This is a genomic window from Chryseobacterium tructae, assembly GCF_030409875.1.
Taxonomy (GTDB): Bacteria; Bacteroidota; Bacteroidia; order Flavobacteriales; family Weeksellaceae; genus Chryseobacterium; species Chryseobacterium tructae.
On the sequence record NZ_JAUFQR010000001.1, the window covers coordinates 2,748,977 to 2,770,202 of the forward strand.

Annotated in this window: 18 protein-coding genes and 3 pseudogenes; 14 read left to right on the forward strand and 7 right to left on the reverse strand. The window is 35.6% G+C overall.

The annotated features are described in order from the left end of the window. Positions 1 to 85 precede the first annotated feature (85 nt). The 3 genes and pseudogenes from QWZ06_RS13625 to QWZ06_RS27880 form a co-directional block, all read left to right on the forward strand. Positions 86 to 382, forward strand: a pseudogene (locus tag QWZ06_RS13625) (IS110 family transposase); the annotation flags it as partial. 110 nt (positions 383 to 492) lie between these two features. After that, positions 493 to 642, forward strand: coding sequence for a hypothetical protein (locus tag QWZ06_RS13630; RefSeq protein ID WP_290298745.1), 150 nt, complete (start codon positions 493 to 495; stop codon positions 640 to 642). Positions 643 to 677: 35 nt separating this feature from the next. Continuing rightward, the gene (locus QWZ06_RS27880) at positions 678 to 836 is read left to right on the forward strand and encodes a transposase (protein ID WP_435384139.1); all 159 of its coding nucleotides are present in this window, start codon (positions 678 to 680) and stop codon (positions 834 to 836) included. A 293-nt stretch (positions 837 to 1,129) separates the two neighbouring features. On the opposite strand, the gene QWZ06_RS13635 is transcribed toward QWZ06_RS27880, so the two are convergent. Both QWZ06_RS13635 and QWZ06_RS13640 read right to left on the reverse strand, forming a co-directional pair. Beyond that, positions 1,130 to 2,047, reverse strand: a complete 918-nt coding sequence (locus QWZ06_RS13635; protein ID WP_290298746.1) for a T9SS type A sorting domain-containing protein — start codon at positions 2,045 to 2,047, stop codon at positions 1,130 to 1,132. Between the two features lie 14 nt (positions 2,048 to 2,061). Further along, positions 2,062 to 3,048, reverse strand: a complete 987-nt coding sequence (locus QWZ06_RS13640) for an endonuclease (protein ID WP_290298747.1) — start codon at positions 3,046 to 3,048, stop codon at positions 2,062 to 2,064. Positions 3,049 to 3,240: 192 nt separating this feature from the next. Here QWZ06_RS13640 and QWZ06_RS13645 point away from each other — a divergent pair. The 4 genes and pseudogenes from QWZ06_RS13645 (at position 3,241) to QWZ06_RS13660 (ending at position 10,430) form a co-directional block, all read left to right on the forward strand. Then, a pseudogene (locus tag QWZ06_RS13645) lies at positions 3,241 to 4,379 on the forward strand (acyl-CoA dehydrogenase family protein). Positions 4,380 to 4,396: 17 nt separating this feature from the next. Further along, a complete protein-coding gene (locus tag QWZ06_RS13650) occupies positions 4,397 to 4,894 on the forward strand; it encodes a DinB family protein (protein WP_290298748.1) in 498 nt (165 codons plus the stop codon). 205 nt (positions 4,895 to 5,099) lie between these two features. Continuing rightward, a complete protein-coding gene (locus tag QWZ06_RS13655) occupies positions 5,100 to 8,033 on the forward strand; it encodes a reprolysin-like metallopeptidase (protein ID WP_290298749.1) in 2,934 nt (977 codons plus the stop codon). Positions 8,034 to 8,198: 165 nt separating this feature from the next. Then, a complete protein-coding gene (locus QWZ06_RS13660) occupies positions 8,199 to 10,430 on the forward strand; it encodes a reprolysin-like metallopeptidase (protein WP_290298751.1) in 2,232 nt (743 codons plus the stop codon). A 74-nt stretch (positions 10,431 to 10,504) separates the two neighbouring features. Here the strand turns inward: QWZ06_RS13660 and QWZ06_RS13665 are convergent, their stop codons facing one another. Beyond that, the gene (locus tag QWZ06_RS13665) at positions 10,505 to 11,272 is read right to left on the reverse strand and encodes a class I SAM-dependent methyltransferase (RefSeq protein WP_290298753.1); all 768 of its coding nucleotides are present in this window, start codon (positions 11,270 to 11,272) and stop codon (positions 10,505 to 10,507) included. 424 nt (positions 11,273 to 11,696) lie between these two features. On the opposite strand from QWZ06_RS13665, the gene QWZ06_RS13670 reads away from it, so the two are divergent. The 6 genes from QWZ06_RS13670 to QWZ06_RS13695 all read left to right on the forward strand — a co-directional run bounded on the left by QWZ06_RS13670 (position 11,697) and on the right by QWZ06_RS13695 (position 14,952). Next, on the forward strand, positions 11,697 to 12,410 hold the full coding sequence (locus tag QWZ06_RS13670) for a glycohydrolase toxin TNT-related protein (protein ID WP_290298754.1): 714 nt from the start codon (positions 11,697 to 11,699) through the stop codon (positions 12,408 to 12,410). A gap of 14 nt (positions 12,411 to 12,424) precedes the next feature. Further along, positions 12,425 to 12,844, forward strand: a complete 420-nt coding sequence (locus tag QWZ06_RS13675) for a hypothetical protein (RefSeq protein WP_290298755.1) — start codon at positions 12,425 to 12,427, stop codon at positions 12,842 to 12,844. 266 nt (positions 12,845 to 13,110) lie between these two features. Continuing rightward, on the forward strand, positions 13,111 to 13,578 hold the full coding sequence (locus QWZ06_RS13680; protein WP_045496588.1) for a pyrophosphohydrolase domain-containing protein: 468 nt from the start codon (positions 13,111 to 13,113) through the stop codon (positions 13,576 to 13,578). Positions 13,579 to 13,581: 3 nt separating this feature from the next. After that, positions 13,582 to 14,145 carry a TlpA family protein disulfide reductase gene (locus QWZ06_RS13685; RefSeq protein ID WP_290298758.1) on the forward strand — a complete coding sequence of 188 codons (564 nt, stop codon included), beginning with the start codon at positions 13,582 to 13,584 and terminating at the stop codon, positions 14,143 to 14,145. A gap of 2 nt (positions 14,146 to 14,147) precedes the next feature. Then, the gene (locus QWZ06_RS13690) at positions 14,148 to 14,753 is read left to right on the forward strand and encodes a DUF4230 domain-containing protein (RefSeq protein ID WP_290298760.1); all 606 of its coding nucleotides are present in this window, start codon (positions 14,148 to 14,150) and stop codon (positions 14,751 to 14,753) included. A gap of 13 nt (positions 14,754 to 14,766) precedes the next feature. Then, positions 14,767 to 14,952 carry a hypothetical protein gene (locus tag QWZ06_RS13695; protein WP_290298762.1) on the forward strand — a complete coding sequence of 62 codons (186 nt, stop codon included), beginning with the start codon at positions 14,767 to 14,769 and terminating at the stop codon, positions 14,950 to 14,952. A gap of 113 nt (positions 14,953 to 15,065) precedes the next feature. On the opposite strand, the gene leuB is transcribed toward QWZ06_RS13695, so the two are convergent. The 4 genes and pseudogenes from leuB to QWZ06_RS13715 all read right to left on the reverse strand — a co-directional run bounded on the left by leuB (position 15,066) and on the right by QWZ06_RS13715 (position 19,369). Further along, positions 15,066 to 16,190: a 3-isopropylmalate dehydrogenase gene (gene leuB, locus QWZ06_RS13700; protein WP_290298763.1), complete on the reverse strand. Its 1,125-nt coding sequence runs from the start codon at positions 16,188 to 16,190 to the stop codon at positions 15,066 to 15,068. Next, positions 16,171 to 16,779 carry a 3-isopropylmalate dehydratase small subunit gene (gene leuD / locus QWZ06_RS13705; protein ID WP_290298764.1) on the reverse strand — a complete coding sequence of 203 codons (609 nt, stop codon included), beginning with the start codon at positions 16,777 to 16,779 and terminating at the stop codon, positions 16,171 to 16,173. Before leuD ends, leuB begins: the two co-directional genes overlap by 20 nt. Positions 16,780 to 16,787: 8 nt before the next feature. Further along, a pseudogene (gene leuC / locus QWZ06_RS13710) lies at positions 16,788 to 18,175 on the reverse strand (3-isopropylmalate dehydratase large subunit). Between the two features lie 30 nt (positions 18,176 to 18,205). Then, a complete protein-coding gene (locus tag QWZ06_RS13715) occupies positions 18,206 to 19,369 on the reverse strand; it encodes a 2-isopropylmalate synthase (protein WP_290298765.1) in 1,164 nt (387 codons plus the stop codon). A gap of 149 nt (positions 19,370 to 19,518) precedes the next feature. Between QWZ06_RS13715 and QWZ06_RS13720 the strand changes: the two genes are divergently transcribed. Continuing rightward, the gene (locus QWZ06_RS13720; RefSeq protein ID WP_290298766.1) at positions 19,519 to 21,063 is read left to right on the forward strand and encodes a hypothetical protein; all 1,545 of its coding nucleotides are present in this window, start codon (positions 19,519 to 19,521) and stop codon (positions 21,061 to 21,063) included. Positions 21,064 to 21,226 lie beyond the last annotated feature (163 nt).

The following is a 21,226-nucleotide window of genomic DNA, read 5'->3' on the forward strand; positions in this document are numbered from 1 at the left end:
TGGCGCTAAAATTTTTTTAGCGCTAAGCTTTATTAATGAACAAAAATCAAGAATGTGTTTTTCAATATAGAAAAATAACCAGCGTTCGATTCTTTCTTTTTATAAGAAAAAAATATCATCCCAAGAGTATAGCCTTGTTATTGAAGCAACCGGGAATTTCAGCAGCCGTATTCTTCATTTATCCTTGAGCCATCGATTAGAAGTAAGTCTGATCAATTGTATGTCTGTAAAGCATTTTGCAAGAATGAAAAATATAATCAGTAAAACAGATGCGGAAGATGCCAGATTAATCAGGCTTTATGGAGAGATGTTCAGCCCCGCTCTTTATGTACCCAAAAAGCATGGAGATAGAATATCTGGATCAGGAGATCAAAACTTCTGACTGATCTCGAAGAGGAGAAGCGACGTTATGCTGCAAGACTTAAAGCATTACGCTACCATTCACAAATTAATCCAGATACTGAGAAGCATTATGAAAGAAAGCTTAAGCATTTGGATAAAGAAATCAAAGAAGTAGAAAAGCGCCTTCCCCAACTTCAGGATAAAGACTTTAAGAAAACTAAAGAACTTATACAGTCCGTTTCCGGAATTGGAGAAAAAAAAACCTCTTTACAATTGATGACGGCTACTTCAGGATTTTAAAAAAATTTTTAATTCAGCACAATCATTAGTTAAGTATTTTTGGTTTAGCTCCTAGAATATATCAATCTGGAAAAAAAAATCGTATTCTCCTGGAAAAATGTCGCACTTCCAAGACTCATATACGAAGTTTATTGTATGTGTGTTCATGGACGGCGATTAAAACACAATCCCCCATTGTAAAGAACTTTATTTAAGGTTGTTAGCTAAAGGAAAACCTAAAAAAGTAGCACTCATCGCTGTATGCAATAAACTTTTAAGAATATGCTTTGGAGTAGTTAAAAACAAAGTCCCTTATAATTCTGATTATATAAAAGATAAAATTTTAACTTAAATAATTTGCAAATTAACATAGAACATCAGGGCTATTATCCTTGCTGTGATTTCAAACCCTGGCAGGATTAAGACCACGATCTCTAAAAAAATAAAACCTAACAGGTTTCAAAAACCTGTTAGGTTGGGTATCATTACAATATCAGTTATTCTTTTACTATTTTTTTATAAACTGCTGAGTATGATCATCCAGTCTTAAAATATAGGTTCCTGTAGGAATTCCCTGTACAGAAATATCTTTCTTATTTCTGAACGGGTCTTTCTCTGTGAGAATCACTTTTCCTGAAAAATCAATGATCTGAGCCGTTTTTATCTTTTCAATTTCCCCATTTACAAAAAGACGATCATATACCGGATTTGGATATATTCCTAATTTTTTATCCTTGGATGCAATAAGTTCTGTTGTAGATAATGTTCCAAGGTTTTGACAATAATTGGATGGATAGGAGTCCCATTCTCCAACACTAAATGTACTGTTAGGCTGATTGATTATACTTTTTCTATATAATGAAACATTACCATTGCTATTGGATACGTATTTTGTACCAATTGCATCTACAGTAATCGTTTTATTATAAGCGAGTTCTACATAATTCTCTCCTTTAAAATTCATAGGATCAGATGCCGTTACAAATTTAGCCTGATCATTAGAATAGCATGATAAATTAGCTTTAGGGTTCAGGATTACAAAGATTTCATTATTCCCAATTTTACCCTCCAACTCATAAGTATCTGCATTATAAATAGCTCCTGAAGTATTATTCTTAAGCTGAATATTAATACGGTAATTATTTAAGTTGACCTCATGTCCTGTTTTATTTACAATTTCCAGTGCATTATTCTTAATAGTATTAGCTACGTTATTGGTTCCTGATATATACTTTGTGATCATAAGATCGGGAGCATATGAGTCTGAAGCAATAGTAGTAGCTGTAGCAGTATTACTGAATGGAGATTCCAGATATCCCTTATCAAAAGCTTTTACGGTGAATGTATAAGTAGTAGATGGGGTTAAGTGATCTATGGTTACAGAAGTTCCCTTAGTAGTGGCAATAGGCGTTGCTGAATCATTCATATACACTCTGTATCCTAAATATCAGTATCAGACGAAGCAGACCAATTCAGGTTGACAAAATAAGCATTTTGTTGTGTTGAAACCAGAGAACCCGGAGCCGCAGGAGCAATATTATCCGGAGTTTCAGACCAGATCATATCAATCCATTCGGGGTGATCAATGAATGGATTTCTATTTTTCTGTATGGCGTATATTGCATTATTTCTATCAATTTCTCTCTGTGAAACAGGATCCATTGCACTCCATTGCTTAAGCATTGCAATATAAGGAAGATCAATTGCTCTTTCTTCCGTCCCATCAAGCGGACATTGATCTGTAGCTGGTGTTATTGTTGCAGATGTACTGTATGCTGTATTAAAAGAGCCTAATTTACCTTCATATCTTACCGCAAAATACAATAAAGTTCTCGCAACATCTCCTTTGAATTCATCAATAGGCTCATACACTCTTCCTGCATAAGGATAATTAGGGATTGCAGCCTTAGATATTTTCGAAGTGTTGGTGAAAGTATAATAATTAGTAGTCCCTGCTATACCATAAGGATAGTTGTTTCTTAACTGATTGATTCTCGCATCTGCCGGAATAATAAAATTCAGATCTGAATACATAGGATAATCACTAATCTTAGAACTTGTACTGAATGTGCTTTGAGGCATCATATGCTCTCTGTTATACCCTAGCCCTTCAGCATTGGCACCAGATACCATTTGATTAGATTTATATTCATAAGCATCTGGTCCTGACGGAATTTCTGAATAAATATCTAAAAGATATTCTGTGTTGGAAGCATCGTGATCATAATATTTATCAAGATCGGTCTGATTATAAAGATTCGGAAGATCATCATAGTGCCAGTTGACCATTTTCTCTGAAATAATATCATGAATCTTAGATTTCAGGGCATAGCCAGTTAATCCGGCTGTTCCGTTATAATATCCGGCAGGAGCCTGCGCAGAAATATAAGAAGAAATCAAAATAATAGGAAGTAGAATTTTTTTCATGCCTTAAAAATTGGACGGCTAAATTAGTAAAATAAAGAATGTAAAAGTTTGAATATTTTATTAAGAATATATTAATTTTCGGAATATAAAAAATTGGAAATTAAAATATTGACATGATATATATTATGGATGTGATAATTTTTTTTAGCATTCCGTCAATTTGGTTATCTTTGGGAACTAACTATTATCAATATGAATACAGAGACAATTGACAACATCAAAATGATAGCGGAGACAGCTAGAGAATTTGCAGAAAAGAATATCCGACCGAATATTATGGAGTGGGATGAGAGCCAGACTTTTCCAAAAGATTTATTCCATCAATTAGGAGAAATGGGCTTTATGGGAATTGTAGTTCCTGAGCAATACGGAGGATCCGGTTTAGGCTATCACGAATATGTTACTATCCTGGATGAAATTTCTCAGGTAGACCCGTCTATTGGTCTTTCTTTAGCAGCACACAACTCTCTTTGTACAAATCATATTTATGAGTTTGGAAATGAAGAACAGAGACACAAATGGCTTCCTCAGTTAGCTTCCGGGAAATAATCGGAGCATGGGGATTAACGGAGCATAACACTGGTTCAGATTCAGGAGGGATGTCTACCACTGCTGTGAAAGATGGTGATGAGTGGATCATCAGCGGAGCTAAAAACTTTATTACTCATGCTATTTCAGGTGATATTGCTGTAGTAATGACCAGAACAGGTGAAAAAGGAGCTAAAAACAACTCTACAGCTTTTGTTTTAGAAAAAGGAATGCCTGGATTTACTTCAGGGAAAAAAGAAAATAAATTAGGAATGCGTGCTTCTGAAACCGCAGAATTAATTTTTGATAACGTACGTGTACCAGACTCTCACCGTTTAGGTGAAGTAGGTGAAGGATTCAAGCAAGCGATGAAAATCCTTGACGGAGGTAGAATTTCTATTGCAGCATTAAGTTTAGGAACTGCCAGAGGAGCTTATAAAGCTGCTTTAAAATATGCTAAAGAAAGACATCAATTTGGAAAATCAATCTCTGAATTCCAGGCGATCAACTTCATGCTTGCTGATATGGCTACCGAAATTGATGCTGCAGAACTTTTGATTCAAAGAGCGGCAACATTGAAAAATGCTAAGCAAAAAATGACAAAAGAAGGAGCTATGGCAAAATTATATGCTTCTGAAGCTTGTGTAAGAATTGCTAATAATGGTGTTCAGATCTTCGGAGGTTACGGATATACAAAAGACTTCCCTGCTGAAAAATTCTACAGAGATTCTAAGCTTTGTACAATTGGGGAAGGAACTTCTGAAATCCAGAGACTGGTGATCGGAAGAGATATTACAAAATAAATTTAACCCTCATACAAATGATTAAACAGGCCCTTTTAGGTGAATTTTTGCATGAAGCAGAAAACACCAGAAAAATTTTAAAAGCAATCCCTGATAGCGCTTTAGACTGGAAACCATCTGAAAAAAACTGGACAACCGGTCAGCTCGCCTCTCATATTGCAGAAGTGTACAACTGGTACGACCCTACCTTTAATCAGGACGTCTTTGACATGGGAAAATATCAGTACGATAAAGGTGATATTTCTAAAGCCGAAAATATTGTAGCAAAATTTGAAGAAAATGTAGCTAGGGCACAGAAAGTTTTGGAAGAGTCTGATGAAAATACTTATTTCAATGAATGGAAAATGGAAATGAATGGCCATGCTATTTTTCCTGCTTCTCCAAGAGTTCAGGTGGTAAGAGGTTTTCTTTATAATCATTTATACCATCACAGAGGTGAATTGGTTGTTTATTTAAGATCAACCGGAAATAAAGTTCCAGGGCTTTATGGTCCAACTGCTGATGATATGAGATAAACGATAATTATTTTAATAAAAAAATGAATGACATACGTGATTTGCGTATGTCATTTTTTCATTTTGAGACATTATTATTTTAGGTATATTCAATGTATCACATAATATATTAAATGGATAATCTAAAATTTTCTTAAAAATTTTTGTTTTTCGTAATATAATTTTTATTAATTTCGATATACCATAATAAAAACAAATATTTAATATGAAAAGACAATTAACCCTGCTTGGGATGCTTCTTGTTACAGGAGTTTCCTTCGCACAGACTGACCGTCTTTGGTCTCAGGAAGTTTCAAAAACAGCTTCACAGCCTTTTGAAAACAAAACAAGCATCCGAAATCCAAAACTATTCAATCTGAATATCAACGGATTAAAGAATGCCCTGGCTAAAGCTCCAAAGAGACTCGCAGTCGGCGAAAAATCAGAAGTCATCATTTCTTTTCCGAATTCCGATGGCAGAATGGAAACCTTTAAAGTAAAAGAAAATTCCAACTTCACTCCCGAATTAGCTGCCAAATACCCAGACATTAAATCTTATGTAGGCCAGGGACTTGAAGATCCTAACTCAACAGTCTATTTCAGCGTTTCTTCATTAGGACTATCATCCATGGAAATCTATGGCGATAAATCAGCAGTCTTCATTGAACCTTATTCAAAAGATCTTTCTACGTATGTTGTTTACAAAAAATCTGACAAAACCGATGATCTTAACAAGTTTGAATGTACCGTAATTGATGTTGCTAAAAAAGGTGTATCCAACGCAGGTGTTGCAGCAAGACCTAACGCTGACGATGCCAAATTAAGAACATTCAGATTAGCATTATCTTGTACAGGAGAATACACTACTTATTTTGGGGGAACAAAAGCCCAGGCTTTGGCCGCTATGAATAACACAATGACTCGTGTAAACGGTGTTTTTGAAAAAGATTTCGCTGCGAGAATGGTTCTTATTGCGAACAATGATGCTGTAATTTATACCAATGCTTCCACAGATCCTTATTCAGCAGCATCCGGAATGAACAGCTGGAATTCCCAACTACAAAGTACACTGACTTCTGTTATTGGAGAAGCTAATTATGATATCGGCCACTTATTCGGAGCTACCGGTGGGGGTGGAAACGCAGGCTGTATCGGCTGTATCTGTACCAATGGTTCAAAAGGTAGCGGTTATACTTCTCCTGCAGATGCTATCCCATCAGGAGATAATTTTGATATCGATTATGTAGCTCATGAAATGGGGCATCAGTTCGGTGGAAATCATACATTCTCTATGAATAATGAAGGTACCGGAGCTAATATGGAGCCTGGTTCAGGATCAACAATCATGGGATATGCCGGAATTACCAGCCAGGATGTTCAGCCACACTCTGACGCATTTTTCCATGCTATAAGCATCCAGCAGATCACCAATAATATTAAAGCTAAAACTTGTTCTGTAAATACCAACACAGGAAATTCTATTCCAACAGCGAATGCAGGCTTAGATTATACGATTCCAAAAGGTACTCCATTTGTGCTGACCGGGACCGGAACGGATACAGATGGCGATTCTTTAACGTATGTGTGGGAACAAATGGATAATGCTTCCTCTTCCCAAACAGGAGCAAGTTCTGCGGCAAGCGCTACAAAAGCTTCAGGGCCTAATTTTAGATCATGGACACCTACAACTGTTCCTACTAGATACTTCCCAAGAATGGCTTCTATCCTAGCCGGATCGACGACTACAGCAGGCTCAGAAATTACAGTAGAAGCACTTTCTTCTGTAGCACGAACATTAAATTTCAGATTCACTGTTCGTGACAACAGAGCCGGAGGTTCAGGAAACAATTCGGACGATGCAGTTATTACAGTAAATAGTACTGCAGGACCATTTGCTGTTACTTCTCAAAATTCAGCAACTACTTATTCAGGTGGAAGTTCACAAACTGTAACCTGGGATGTAGCGGGAACTACTGCCAATGGAGTAAATACTGCTAATGTGGATATTCTTTGGTCTACAGACAGCGGAAATACCTGGACTACCCTATTATCAGGAACTCCTAATGATGGTTCACAAGCCGTAACAATTCCTAATGTTTCTACTACTACAGGAAGAATTATGGTAAAAGGCTCCAATCATATTTTCTTTGATGTAAACAATGCTAATATTTCTGTAAACGCAGGATCAGGAACACCTGATACAGTTGCACCTACTGCACCTACCCTTGCTGCTTCAGGAACAACTTCTACAAGTACCAACCTTTCATGGTCTGGAGCTACAGATAATGTAGGCGTTACAGGATATGATTTATATATGAATGCTTCCCTGATTGGTTCTACGGCCTCCACAAGTTATACGGTAACAAGTTTAACGCCATCTACTACCTATAGCTTCTCTGTGAAAGCAAAAGATGCCGCAGGTAATGCTTCATCATCAAGTAATACTGTGAATGTTACAACACTTGCTGGTGGAGGAACTGTTACTTACTGTTCTGCTTCAGCGTCTAACACTGCTGATGAAAGAATTGGTAAAGTAACTTTCGGAACCATCAATAATACTTCAACAGGAACAGCGGGTTATGAAAACTTTACTTCTGTTTCTACCAATGTAACGAGAGGAAGTTCTTATGCATTATCTATCACTCCTACTTGGACTTCTACGAAGTACAATGAAGCTTACGCGGTGTATATTGATTATAACGGAAACGGAAGCTTTGCAGACAGTGGCGAACTGGTTTGGTCTAAAGCAGGTTCTACAACAAGTCCGGTTACAGGATCAGTTACTATTCCATCAACAGCAGTTCTTGGTTCTACAAGAATGAGAGTTATGATGAAATACAGCACGATTCCTACTTCATCTTGTGAAGCGTATACTTATGGACAAGTTGAAGATTATACCGTAAATATTGTTTCTTCAGGAAGAGGAGAACTTTCGAATACGAAAGATTTGATGACAGATATTAAACTATACCCTAATCCGGTAAAAGATATCATGTACATCTCCAATACAGTATCTGAAGACTATAAAATTTTCGACATGAGCGGAAAAGTAGTTGACTCAGGAAAGCTTCAAAGAGGTTCAGTGAATGTAAGTAACCTCATTAAAGGAGCTTATATGATCCAAATTGGAGAAGTCTCTAAACGATTTGTTAAAAACTAATCACCCAAAAATTTAAACGATGTGAAACTGCCCTGTAAATGGGCAGTTTTTTTATGTATTTATAGTCAGAGACTTGTGTTCTTTATTTTTAATTATTCTAAAAAAGAATAATAATTACTAATATTTTTCCCTAATTTTGAACCATACAAAAAAATTCACGGCAACATGAAAAAACAATTATTAATGATGGGGATGCTGGTGTTATCTGGCGTTTCTTCTGCGCAAACGGATCGTTTATGGTCCAGAAGATCTCAGGAAGACTCTGCTTCTGTTCATGAGAATATGAAAAATATTAATAATCCAAGAATTTTTCATCTGGATATTAATGGTTTAAAAAATGCACTGGCAAGAACGCCCAAAAGAGCAACAGAAAAATCGCAGGTTATTATTTCCCTACCTAATTCATCAGGAACAATGGCGAGATTCAGAGTAACAGAAAATTCAAATTTTGATCCTGAGTTAGCTGCTAAATATCCAGATATTAAATCATATATTGGCCAGGGGTTAGAAGATCAATCTTCAACAGTGTATTTCAGTATTTCTTCTTTAGGCCTATCTTCTATGGAAATCTATGGTGATAAATCAGCGGTCTTTATTGAACCTTACACTAAAGATCTTTCCAAATATGCTGTTTACAAAAGATCTGATAAAAAAAACGAGCTGAATGATTTTGAATGTAAAGTTTTGGAGTCTGCACAGAAAGGAACTTCTCATACCATTGCTGCTAAAAATGCTGATGATGCTATTTTAAGAACATATAGACTTGCATTGTCTTGTACAGGTGAATATGCAACTTATTTTGGAGGAACCAAAGCTGATGCTTTAGCGGCCATGAATAATACACTGACCCGTGTGAATGGTATCTTTGAAAATGATTTTGCAGCGAGAATGGTTCTGATTCCAAATAATGATGCTATTATTTATACCAACGCCAATACTGATCCCTTTTCACCATCCAATAAAATGAACAAATGGAATTTTGAACTTATGAATGACTTAAGTTCAAAAATAGGAAATGCAAATTTTGATATTGGTCATTTATTTGGCGCTACTGGAGGAGGTGGAAATGCCGGATGTATTGGTTGTATATGCAGTGATGATATGTCTACCTATAATTACATGGGAACTACTTATCCTGAAAATTACAAAGGAAGCGGCTACACATCCCCTTCTAACGGCATTCCTTCAGGTGATACTTTTGATATTGATTTTGTAGCTCATGAAATGGGGCATCAGTTTGGAGGAAACCATACATTTTCATATACTACACAGACTGGGCTGCAGCCTGTAGAACCAGGTTCCGGTTCTACCATTATGGGGTATGCGGGAGTTTCCCCTTATAATGTACAATCAAATTCAAATCCGTTTTTTCATGCCCGAAGTATTGAACAGATAACCAATACCATTAAAGCAACAACCTGTTCTGTAAATACTCCTACAGGAAATTCAATTCCCACAGCGAATGCGGGAGCAGATTATACAATTCCTAAAAATACACCATTTGTACTAACAGGTTCAGGAATAGATGCTGATGGAGATTCACTTACCTATATCTGGGAACAGATGGATAACGGAACATCTTCCCAAACAGGAAGTAATTCTGTAGCTACAGCTACTAAAACCGCGGGACCTACATTCAGATCATGGACACCCACAACTTCATCTGTAAGGTATTTCCCTCAAATGGCAAGTATTCTAAAAGGAGCAACAGAAACCCAAGGTGAAGAAATAAGAGTTGAAGCCTTATCTTCCGTATCAAGAGATCTGAACTTCAGATTTACGGTTAGAGATAATAGATTAGGAGGAGCAGGAAACAATTCTGATGACACAAAAATTACCGTTAATGCTCTGGCAGGTCCATTTCTTATTACATCTCAGAACAATGCTGTATCGTATGTGGGAGGAACTTCACAAACAGTAACCTGGGATGTGGCTGGAACAACTTCTAATAATATCAATACTGCCAACGTGGATATTCTTTGGTCTACAGATAACGGAGAGACCTGGACTACTCTATTGGCTGCTACTCCTAATGATGGTTCGGAGGCTGTAGCGATCCCTAATATTGCCACCAATTCAGGAAGAATTATGGTGAAAGGTAGTAATCATATCTTTTTTGATGTGAATAATGCTAATATTTCTGTAACTACCAACCAGTTATCCACTGCAGAAACCCAATTAAAAGGTTCAACAGAAATAAAATTATTCCCCAACCCTGTAAAAGATATTTTAACACTTTCCAATACACAATCAGAAAGATATAAAATCTATGATATGTCCGGCAAACTAGCCATTGAAGGCAATCTTCAAAACGGAACAGTGAATGTAAGCAGTTTGATAAAAGGAAATTATATTATTCAGATTGATAAATTTTCAAAAATGTTCATCAAGAAATAGTATATTAAAAATACATTAAATAGAATAAGCTACCTCATTTTTGACGTAGCTTATTTTATATCAGATTATTAAAGTTATAATTTTGTGGCAACGAAAATCTTCATCGGCCAATTAAGATTAAATGTTCCATCTTCTTGTTTTTGAACGCCCAATAATTCATGCGCTGCATTCAGGCAATCTTCTGGAGTGGTTGAAACCATTGCATGGAACTTATAGATAAAATCCCCAATCTCTTCTTTTTTTTTAAACTTCCATTGTAACGGTAGATCATAGATTTCTGGGTTTGAAAAGCCATTTAGTGCGCAAAGCGTTTCTGTAAAGCCATCACTCCAAAACGCAACTTCATGTCCTGTCGCACAATGTTTAGCAACATGTTTATCAAAATAATCAGCTAACTTGGTTGATGACCATACATCCCCAATGACCAATCTCCCATTTTTTTTCAGGATGCGGGAAAAATTACCAAAAGCTTTTGTTTTGTCAAAGCAATGATGTAATGCTCCAAAGCTCCAAACAGCATCAATTTTTTCTTCTGCAAGCGAAATATGATCTGCTCCCTCCTGTAGAACTTCAATATTTTTTTTCTTCAATTCTTTAATTCCATTAAGTTGATCGTCTGATGGATCAGAAACAATAAGTCTCCCTGCAGGCAACATATCTGCCAATATTCCTGAAAAGAATCCACTCCCAGCTCCTGCTTCCAAAATAACTTCATGAGATTGGGGAGCAAGATACTTTTTCATTACATGAATATCACTTTCTCGTGCGTTAGGATAATCGTTAAGAGCTTGTTTATACATTTGCGATCTTAATCCATTAAATAAGATTTGATTTTCTTTCATAATATTTTTGTTGGTGCGTATGATTAATTTTAAATAAAAAATTAGTCATAATTATTTATGTTTAACAAAAATAATTTTATAACCTTAAAAAATATTACATAATTCCCACCATAAACCATATATGTTGAAAATATACTATAAATTCATTTTTTTAACTTAAATTTATCGCTCAATACCTGTACCGTTACCAGTTTGTATTTAAAGGAAGCTTTCCATAGCTTTTCTTGTGATAGATCATTCTATTCTTTTGATTCCTTTTTCCTTCATCTTAGAAGACAAGGTTCATTATATTAAAATCAAATATTTTTTGATAAAGAAAACATCTGTACAGTTGAAAAAGATATTCTATTCCATATAAGCATTGCTATTGGCCTGCATTCCTGATAATACCTATTTAAATTTTTACATAATTTAATTTTTTTATATGAAACATTTATTTAAGTACATCTTATTTGTGGCCATGACATCTTTTTCTATGGCTTGTAGCTCTGATGACAGAGAAGAGGAAATCATTATCCAGCCAAGTCCGGTAAAAATAGTATTTTACAAGAGTGCTGATGATTTTGCCACTACTTATGATTCTGACAACAAAGTAAGCCAGCCGATTAGAATCCAGGCATTTGATCTTTACAAATTGGGAAAATGGAAAGAATTAGAAGCTCTTTTTCAGGCTAATAATTTGAATGGTGGTTGGCCACCGGCAAACGGAGGCTATAATATTGTAGATGATGTTGCAATACAAGCAGGGCAAAAATACGACCGCTATAGTGGTGCTGTTGGAACTTACAATGGAACAGGAAATCCAACACTAGGTGGAAACTTTACGAGCCCGATTATTAATGGTTATGTGTATACTTTCACTGAAAGAGCTTTAAATCAGCCTGAAAATAAATATGATTTTTATTATCAAATAGATGTCCTTAACGCGCTTCCTTTCAAGTCTCAAACGGCAGATATTATCCCTTGGTTCAACCAAACCGGAAACGGAAAACAGGCCATGTGGAAAATTCCTATCGATATTAATACCGGTTTTCCAAAAACATGGAATAAATTAGCAGAAGAAGGGTATATAAAAATTACCATTAAGAAAAGTCCGAGCGGAAAATACAATAACCTTGTAGGAACCGTTATCCAGTAATCAATTAAACTCAGATGTATTCAATATCAAAAAAAATAAACATTGGTAAAAAAGCTTCACTTCAGAAAGACCGATTTATCAATAACGAAACACTTCCGGCGGCAAGTGCTCAATTTACCTGCTGTGAATGTGGTCATGAAAATACAGTGGAAATATCTCCTTATCAATCGGGATTTCCTATTTTTCAAATTTACCATGAAAACAAAGTATTATCAAAACCTGAACTTCTTAAGAACGGAATGGTTACCGAAACTTCACAGAGAATGCAGTATTACGGAGAATTAACAATCAATGATCTGCCAACTTTATATTTCGGAACCCGCTGTACATCATGCTCAACTCCTTATTTTTGTGTGTTTGGGTATGGCGAAAAGCAACCGGGATTAGAAGTTTTACAGATTTCGGGAATCTGGGAGTATCAAGAGCAGGAATAATTGAAATTGAATACAATCAATAGATCTTAAACTAAAACCACAGCTTTAGAGTTGTGGTTTTTTATGCAAATACTCACAAAACCTGTAAATTTAAATGGTAAAGTTTGGAACCAGAGATCTAAAAAAGTGTCTGTAAAAAGTTGACGCCATTTGTAAATTTTAAAATGGACATTATCAACAAACCACAACTTAATGAAGGTTATTTTACATTCTACATTTCACCATTAGCAAATCGTTTTCTATCTTTGCGATAAATAAAAAAATTCATGGATAAAATTGATAGTTTGAACCAAGTAGCAGAATTCCATACTACTTTCAAAGCCCCTATTCTAGACACCCCACAAATACCTTCCCCAGAAAGATGCAATCTTAGAGTAGAACTTCTACAGGAAGAACTTAATGAATTAAAGCAAGCGATCGCTGATAATAATATTGTAGAAATTGCAGATGCTCTTTGTGATTTACAATACGTTTTGAGTGGTGCTGTACTGGAATTCGGTCTTGGCAACAAATTTGTAGAGCTATTCAACGAAGTTCAGCGTTCCAATATGTCGAAAGCATGTGATAACGAAGAGCAGGCTAACGAAACCGTTGAATTCTATAAAGAAAAAGACGTGGAATCTTTCTATGAGAAATCTGGTGAAAAGTTCAATGTGTACAGAAAAGCGGACCACAAAGTATTAAAAAATAAATACTATTCTCCTGCTGATCTGAAGTCAATTATTGAAAAATAAAATATGAAAAAATTTATTACAAATATTGTTGCCGTTTCAAGTTTATTTTTAGCTACTCAACAGCTTAGTGCTCAAAAAGTAGTGGTTAACCGCGAAGTCACCACTGAAAAAGATGGAAAAATGCTTCTGGGACATCAGTTGAAAGAGCAGTTTTCAAAAGCACCTTATGCCGATTGGTATGTAAAGGAACATGATGAATATGCTCTGGATCAAAAAGCGATCAGTGAACTGAGAAAGGAAAGATTAGGTTCTTATGATATCATCGTTTTTATGGGAACCTGGTGTGAAGATAGTCACAGAGATTTTCCAAGGTTGATGAAAATATTGGAAGAGGCAAATTTTCCTGAAAGTAAACTGACTATTATTGCTGTTAACCGCAAAAAAGAATCTCCTACGGGAGACGAATCTCTTTATAACATCCAGAAAGTGCCTACTATTATTCTGAAGAGATATGGAAAAGAAGTAGGAAGAATAGTAGAAATGCCTACCAGTGGTTATATTGAAAGAGATTTAGCTGAAATTCTGAAAAAGAACGACTCATCTGTAATTAAAGAAATTTTCAAATAGATTTGAGAAATTATAAAACAATTTTATCGTTTGCAGCAGGTGCCGGCGTTATGGTACTTCTGTTTTTTGGACTTAAATCCTGTCTGAATCTTGGAAAAAAAACGGAAAAGTCAGATTATTATATTCTGACTAACCAGATCTCCAAAATGAATAAGATGGTGGTGATAGAACAAAACAGTTCTTCTATGCAGAAAACCAAGATGGGCTATGAGTTTATGGGTAAAGAAGTTTCAAGTAACAGTATCATTACTTTTACAAAAACCAATGCCCAGGTTTCTTATGACCTGAATAAAATGAAGATTGATGTAGATTCCATTAATAAAAAGCTGGTGATCACAGAGCTTCCGGATGCAGATATAAAAATTATACCTAGTGTTGAGATCCAATCGATGGATGATTCCTTTTTTAATAGAATTTCTGAAAAGGATATTAAAAATGTAACAGCAAAAGCTAAGGAAACGGCTGTTAAATCTATTGATCAGAACCAATTGAGATCTGAAGGGCGTAAACAATTAATGGAAAACCTTGATAATATTTTTGTTTTGGCAAAGGCTTTGAATTATACTATAGAAGATAAGACCGGAAAGATCGGTGTTCTTGGACTCTAAAAATAATTCAGCAATGGACTCAAAAGGAAATAATAAGAAAAAGGAATCTGCGAATACTGCAGAGACCCAAAAGCAAAATCAGGATTTCCAGAATATTCCTGCTTCATCGAGAAAGGTTAATCCTCCCGATATTGATAAAGAAGACATTCAAAAGGCTTCCAAAAACAAATCAGGAAAAACGGATAATACAAAAGAGTAAAATGATTCTTTAAAGAATCATTTAAAATAGTTCAGAAATAAAAAATGAAAGGTTCGGTCTCTTTGAGACCGAACCTTTCTACTAACTATCTATCTAAGTGATCTATAATATACCTACACAATGGTAGATTTTCCAATTTTTACATTCTCAAAATTATAATATGATTTTTCAGAATACCTGATATGATCTGCAATAAAGCTTCCTACTTCACTTGTAGAATAATATTGCTTTGTATTAAGATCTATCGTAACATATTTATTTTCAATAGCATGCTCTACAGACTGTCGCAATTTGCTGGCTGCAGGCTCCAATCCAAGGTGATCCAACATCATGGCCACACTCAAAATAGAGGCGATAGGATTAGCGATTCCCTTTCCTTTTGCCTGTGGGTATGAACCATGAATAGGTTCAAACAATGCATTATTATCTCCTACTGATGCGGAAGGAAGCAATCCGATAGACCCTCCGATTACACTGGCTTCATCAGAAATAATATCTCCAAACATATTCTCAGTTAATATAACATCAAACTGTTTTGGATTAAGGATCAACTGCATGGCTGCATTATCTACAAACATATAATCAAGTTGTACATCAGAATATTCTAAAGCGATCTCCTGACAAATTTTCCTCCATAATCTGGACGTATCCAATACGTTGGCTTTGTCAATTAAGGTCAGCTTTTTATTTCTTTTTTGGGCTTCCTGAAATGCCATGTGAGCAATTGGAAGAATATCTTCTCTGCTGTATTTGCAAACGTCATAAGCGTAAGCTCCTTCAGGATCGGTAAATTTTTCCCCAAAGTAAATTCCACTTACCAATTCTCTGAAAATCTGAATATCTGCTCCTTCTATGATTTCTCTTTTCAGTGGGCTTTTTTCAATCAGTGAAGCATATGTTTTCAAAGGGCGGATATTGGCAAATAAGCCTAACTCTTTACGAAGTTTCAATAGTCCTTGTTCTGGTCTTACCTTAGCTTCAGGATTATTGTCAAATGCAGGATCACCTATTGCTCCGAAAAGCACAGCATCCGATTCCTTACATATCTTCAATGTTTCCTCAGGTAGCGGATTTCCTGTTTTAAAAATAGCTTCAGCACCAATTAATCCATAGTCAAAATGGAATTTATATTGAAAAGCTTCCGCGATAACATCCAATATTTTAATACTCTCCCCAATGATTTCGGGGCCTATTCCATCTCCTGGAAGAACTGCAATTTTAAAATAATTGTTGCTCATTTGTTGTCTGTGTTTTTAGTTCAAATTCTGTGATCGCCTGTTTTTTGCTGATTAGAAAATCAATATCGTCATAGCCATTCAAAAGGCATATTTTTTTATAAGAATCAATTTCAAAAGTTTCAGTAGTATCTTTAAAACTGATAGATTGTAATTCTACATCAATGGCAATTTCATTGTTCGGACTTTCATTAATTCCCTCTAAAATCTCTTTTAAAAATTCTTCAGAAACTTTTACAGGAAGAAGCCCGTTATTTAAAGCATTTCCTTTAAAAATATCAGCAAAATAGCTAGAAACAATGACTTTGAATCCGTAATCTGTTAATGCCCAGGCAGCATGTTCACGGCTGCTTCCACATCCAAAATTATTTCCTGCCACTAAGATTTCACCACTAAATTTAGGGTTGTTCAAAACAAAGTCAGGATTAGGCTCATGGGTATGGATATTAAACCTCCAATCTCTGAATAGATTTTCTCCAAACCCTTTTCTATCTATACTTTTTAAAAATCTTGCCGGAATAATCTGATCCGTATCTATATTTTCTGCCGGCAATGGAACTGCACGGGATTTTATAATAACTAATTTTTGCATGTGTTGTTTTAATTTAAACTTTCAAAAGCTGAAATTCTACCTTCTATAGCAGCTTTTGCTGCTGTAAGCGGGCTTGCCAGAATAGTTCTTGAACCTTGCCCCTGTCTTCCTTCAAAATTTCTGTTGGAAGTGGAAACACAATATTCTCCTTCCGGAATTTTATCATCATTCATCGCCAGACAAGCTGAACATCCAGGCTGACGGATCTGGAATCCTGCCTCATTAAAGATTTTATCCAATCCTTCTTCATAGATCTGTTTTACTACCTGTTGCGAACCTGGAACGATCAATGCTTTTACCGCTTCAGATTTGCTTTTGCCTTTGATATACTGAGCAGCAGAACGGAAATCTTCAATCCGTGCATTGGTGCAACTTCCTATAAATACATAATTAACTTTTATACTGGATGGTGTTTGTCCAGCCTCCAATCCCATATACTGTAAAGCTTTTGCTTCGGATTCGCTTTGTGGTGCTGGAATGGTTTCGTGAATAGAAATTCCCATGCCGGGGTTGGTTCCATAAGTAATCATGGGATAAATGTCTGCTGCATTAAAGCTCAGTTCCTTATCAAAAACAGCACCTTCATCGGTTTTAAGGGTATCCCAATACGCTATTTTTTCATTCCACTCTTCACCTGTAGGCGCAAATTTCCTTCCTTTAACATATTCAAAAGTCGTTTTATCAGGAGCAATCATTCCACCTCTGGCACCCATTTCAATACTCATATTGCAAACGGTCATCCGACCTTCCATAGACATTTCTTCGAACACATTTCCTGCATATTCACAGAAGTACCCTGTTCCGCCATCAGTTCCTATTTTTGAAATGATGTAAAGAATAACATCTTTAGATTGAACATTCTCGTTAAGCTTACCGTTTACAGTAATTCTCATCGATTTAGGTTTGTTCAACAACAGACACTGACTGGCAAAGCCTGAGCTACCTGACTCGTTCCGATTCCAAAGGCAATACTACCAAATGCTCCATGCGTTGAAGTATGACTGTCTCCGCACACAATACTCATTCCCGGCTGCGTTATTCCAAGTTCAGGAGCGATAATGTGTACAATTCCCTGATACTGATGCCCCAGTCCGAATAGTTCAATATTATTTTTCTCACAATTTTCTGTCAACTGTTGAACCTGGTTTCTTGATAATTCATCGCGAATGGGTTCTTCCTGATGAAGTGTTGGAACGTTATGATCGGCTGTTGCTACAATTTGTTCCGGTCTGAATATCTCCAGATTTCTGGATTCAAGCTCTGCAAAAGCCTGCGGACTGGTTACTTCATGGATCAGGTGCTTGTCAATATAGATGATTTGTGGTCCGTCAGGAACAGTATCTACTACATGAGCATCCCAAACTTTATCAAAAAGTGTTTTTTTATCGTTGTTCATTTTTACTTTTATCTTGAATTAAATCAAACCTTATCCTATTTTTCTGCTGCAAGTTTCCATGATCAAAGCAAGGTCTTCATTTCCTATTTCCTTCTTTAGATCCGCTATCTTTAAAAATTCCTGATATAGGTAATCCAGTTCTTCCTTGGTAACATCATGACCAATATGCTTAAAACGATAAGCTAACGCCGAGCGTCCGCTTCTTGCTGTAAGAATGATAGAAGAAGCATTGACACCTACTTCTGCCGGATCAATGATCTCATATGTTTCTCTGTTTTTGATCACTCCATCCTGGTGAATTCCTGAACTGTGCGCAAATGCATTCGCTCCTACAATTGCTTTATTGGGCTGTACAGACATTCCCATCAGATCAGAGACCATATTGCTCATTTCATTCAACATTCTGGAATTAACATCAGTATGCAGATTTAAATGCTTGTGTTGTTTCAGGATCATCACCACTTCTTCTAAAGCCGTATTTCCTGCTCTTTCTCCCAGTCCATTGATTGTACATTCTATCTGACGAGCTCCATTGATGGCTCCGGAAATAGAATTTGCAGTAGCTAATCCTAGATCATTATGACAATGACATGATAGAATTGCTTTCTCAATTCCTTTTACATTTTCTCTCAGGTATTTAATTTTCTGCCCATACTCTTCCGGTAAACAATAACCTGTGGTATCAGGAATATTCAGAACAGTAGCTCCTGCCTTGATTACGGCTTCACATACCTGCGCCAGATAGGCATTATCTGTTCTTCCGGCATCTTCGGCATAAAATTCTACATCTTCAACGTAGTTTTTAGCATATCTTACCGCTTCCGCAGCGCGTTCTATAATATTTTCTCTCGTTGAGTTAAATTTGTATCTGATATGAGAATCAGAAGTTCCGATCCCAGTATGTATTCTAGGTTTTTTGGCATATCTCAAAGCTTCTGCAGCAGTATCAATGTCTTTTTTGTTGGCTCTTGTCAGCCCGCAAACCTTAGCATTTTTCACAAGTTTTGAAATTTCAGAAACAGATTCAAAATCTCCAGGGCTAGAAATCGGGAATCCTGCTTCTATGATATCAACTCCCAGTTCATCAAGCTTTTCAGCAATAATCAGTTTCTGTCTTGTATTCAATTTACATCCAGGAACCTGTTCTCCATCGCGCAACGTGGTATCAAAAATTTCAATTTTTTCGGAGTTCATAAATAAAAGTTTTTTACTTAATTTTGGCTCAAAACTACAGCTTGCTATATTTTTTCATTTTCATTTTTTCAGAAAATTACAATATTCAACTGTTGAAGACATAAGCGTATATCACTGATATTTAATTATTTAAATTTTAAAAATTTACAATGGCAGAATTGCAGAAAGATTTCTTGTTCGTACTGGTAAAGTCATTGACCACTTCCGAAAAGCGACAGTTCAAATTGTATGTTAACCGTCTCGGAATTAATGTAGATGCCAAGTTTTTACTTCTTTTTTCTGAAATGGATAAAATGAAGGAATATGATGAAAGTATTATTATTGAAAAAAAGATATCTACGAAGCAACAACTTTCTAATCTTAAAGCACACCTTTACAAGCAAATTCTGGTAAGCCTTCGAATGAACCCAAGCCATCAGAACTACAGAATCCAGCTTCGGGAACAATTGGATTTCGCGAATATTCTATATCAAAAAGGGCTTTATAAACAAGCTTTGAAGATACTCGATAAAACCAAACATTCTGCCCTGGAATTAGACGAAAAGAGCATTGCTTCCGAAGTGATAGACCTTGAAAAAGTAATTGAATCCCAGTTTATTACAAGAAGTATTGAAGGACGTGCTGAAGAACTCATCAGACAATCTCAGGAATTAAGCAAACAAAACCGTTATACTACAAAATTATCCAACCTTTCTCTGAAATTGTACAGTGAAATGCTTACCCATGGGTATGTAAAAAATGATGCAGATCGTGAAGAAGTTTTGGAGGTTTTCAATGCTCAAATTAAAAATATACGGTTTGACAAATTAAATTTCACCGAAAAACTATGGTATTTTAAGGCTCATGTCTGGAAAAATCAATTGTTACAAGATTATAAATATACTTTGAAATATGCCTATCAGTGGGTAGATTTATTTCATAAAAATCCGGAGATGATTTTCAGCCATCCGGTTTGGTATATTAAAGGAAATACTTACCTGTTGAAAATCTTGTTCCTGTATGGAAATATCGACATTCTGGAAGAGAATTTTGAGGAATTCAATATGAGAGTTAATGCTGAAAACTTTGCCCAGAATGAGAATCTTCAATCTCTTATTTTCCTCACTCATTACAATACATTGATGAATATTCATTTTGTAAAAGGTGAATTTTTTACAGGAACAAAACTCATTCCGGAGATCGAGTTGAAAATGGAAAAATTGAGGGAAAGAATTGATGAACACCACTTTATGATTCTTTATCTTAAAATGGCTGCGATGTTTTTCGGAAGTAAAATGTATAAAAAGGCAATCGAATATTCGATGAGAGTCATTGAATCGAAAGGTAATGTGCAGGAGGACTTGCTATTTCATACTCGGATTCTGATTTTAATGTCTAAATATGAATCCGGAAATGATGAAGACTATGATGAATTCATTGCTTCTACGCTGAAATTTGCTAAAAAGATGAAAAAACCTGAAGAATTTCACTTTGAGAGCATTCAGTTTTTCAAAAATGTGAATAACCAGCTGCCGGATCAAAGACATAAAGCATTTGAAATGTTTGATAAAAAGCTTGAAGAATTTTCAGAAAATGAATATTACAGAAGATCATTATTTTATATTGACATTCATGGATGGATTAAGTCTAAAGTCCAGAATGTAGATGTGATTGAGATCATCAAGCAGAAAGTAAAGTATAAAAGGAAGCATTAAATAAAATTACATAAAAACATGTTTAATAGTATTTTACAATATTTTATTTCATGTAAAATAAAACATACAAATCTATTTTCTTTTTAATATAATTTCTCAGATTTAGGTATTAACAGGTCGCTCCTCTGGAGCTTTCTTTTTAAAGGCACTTCATTTTTCTAAT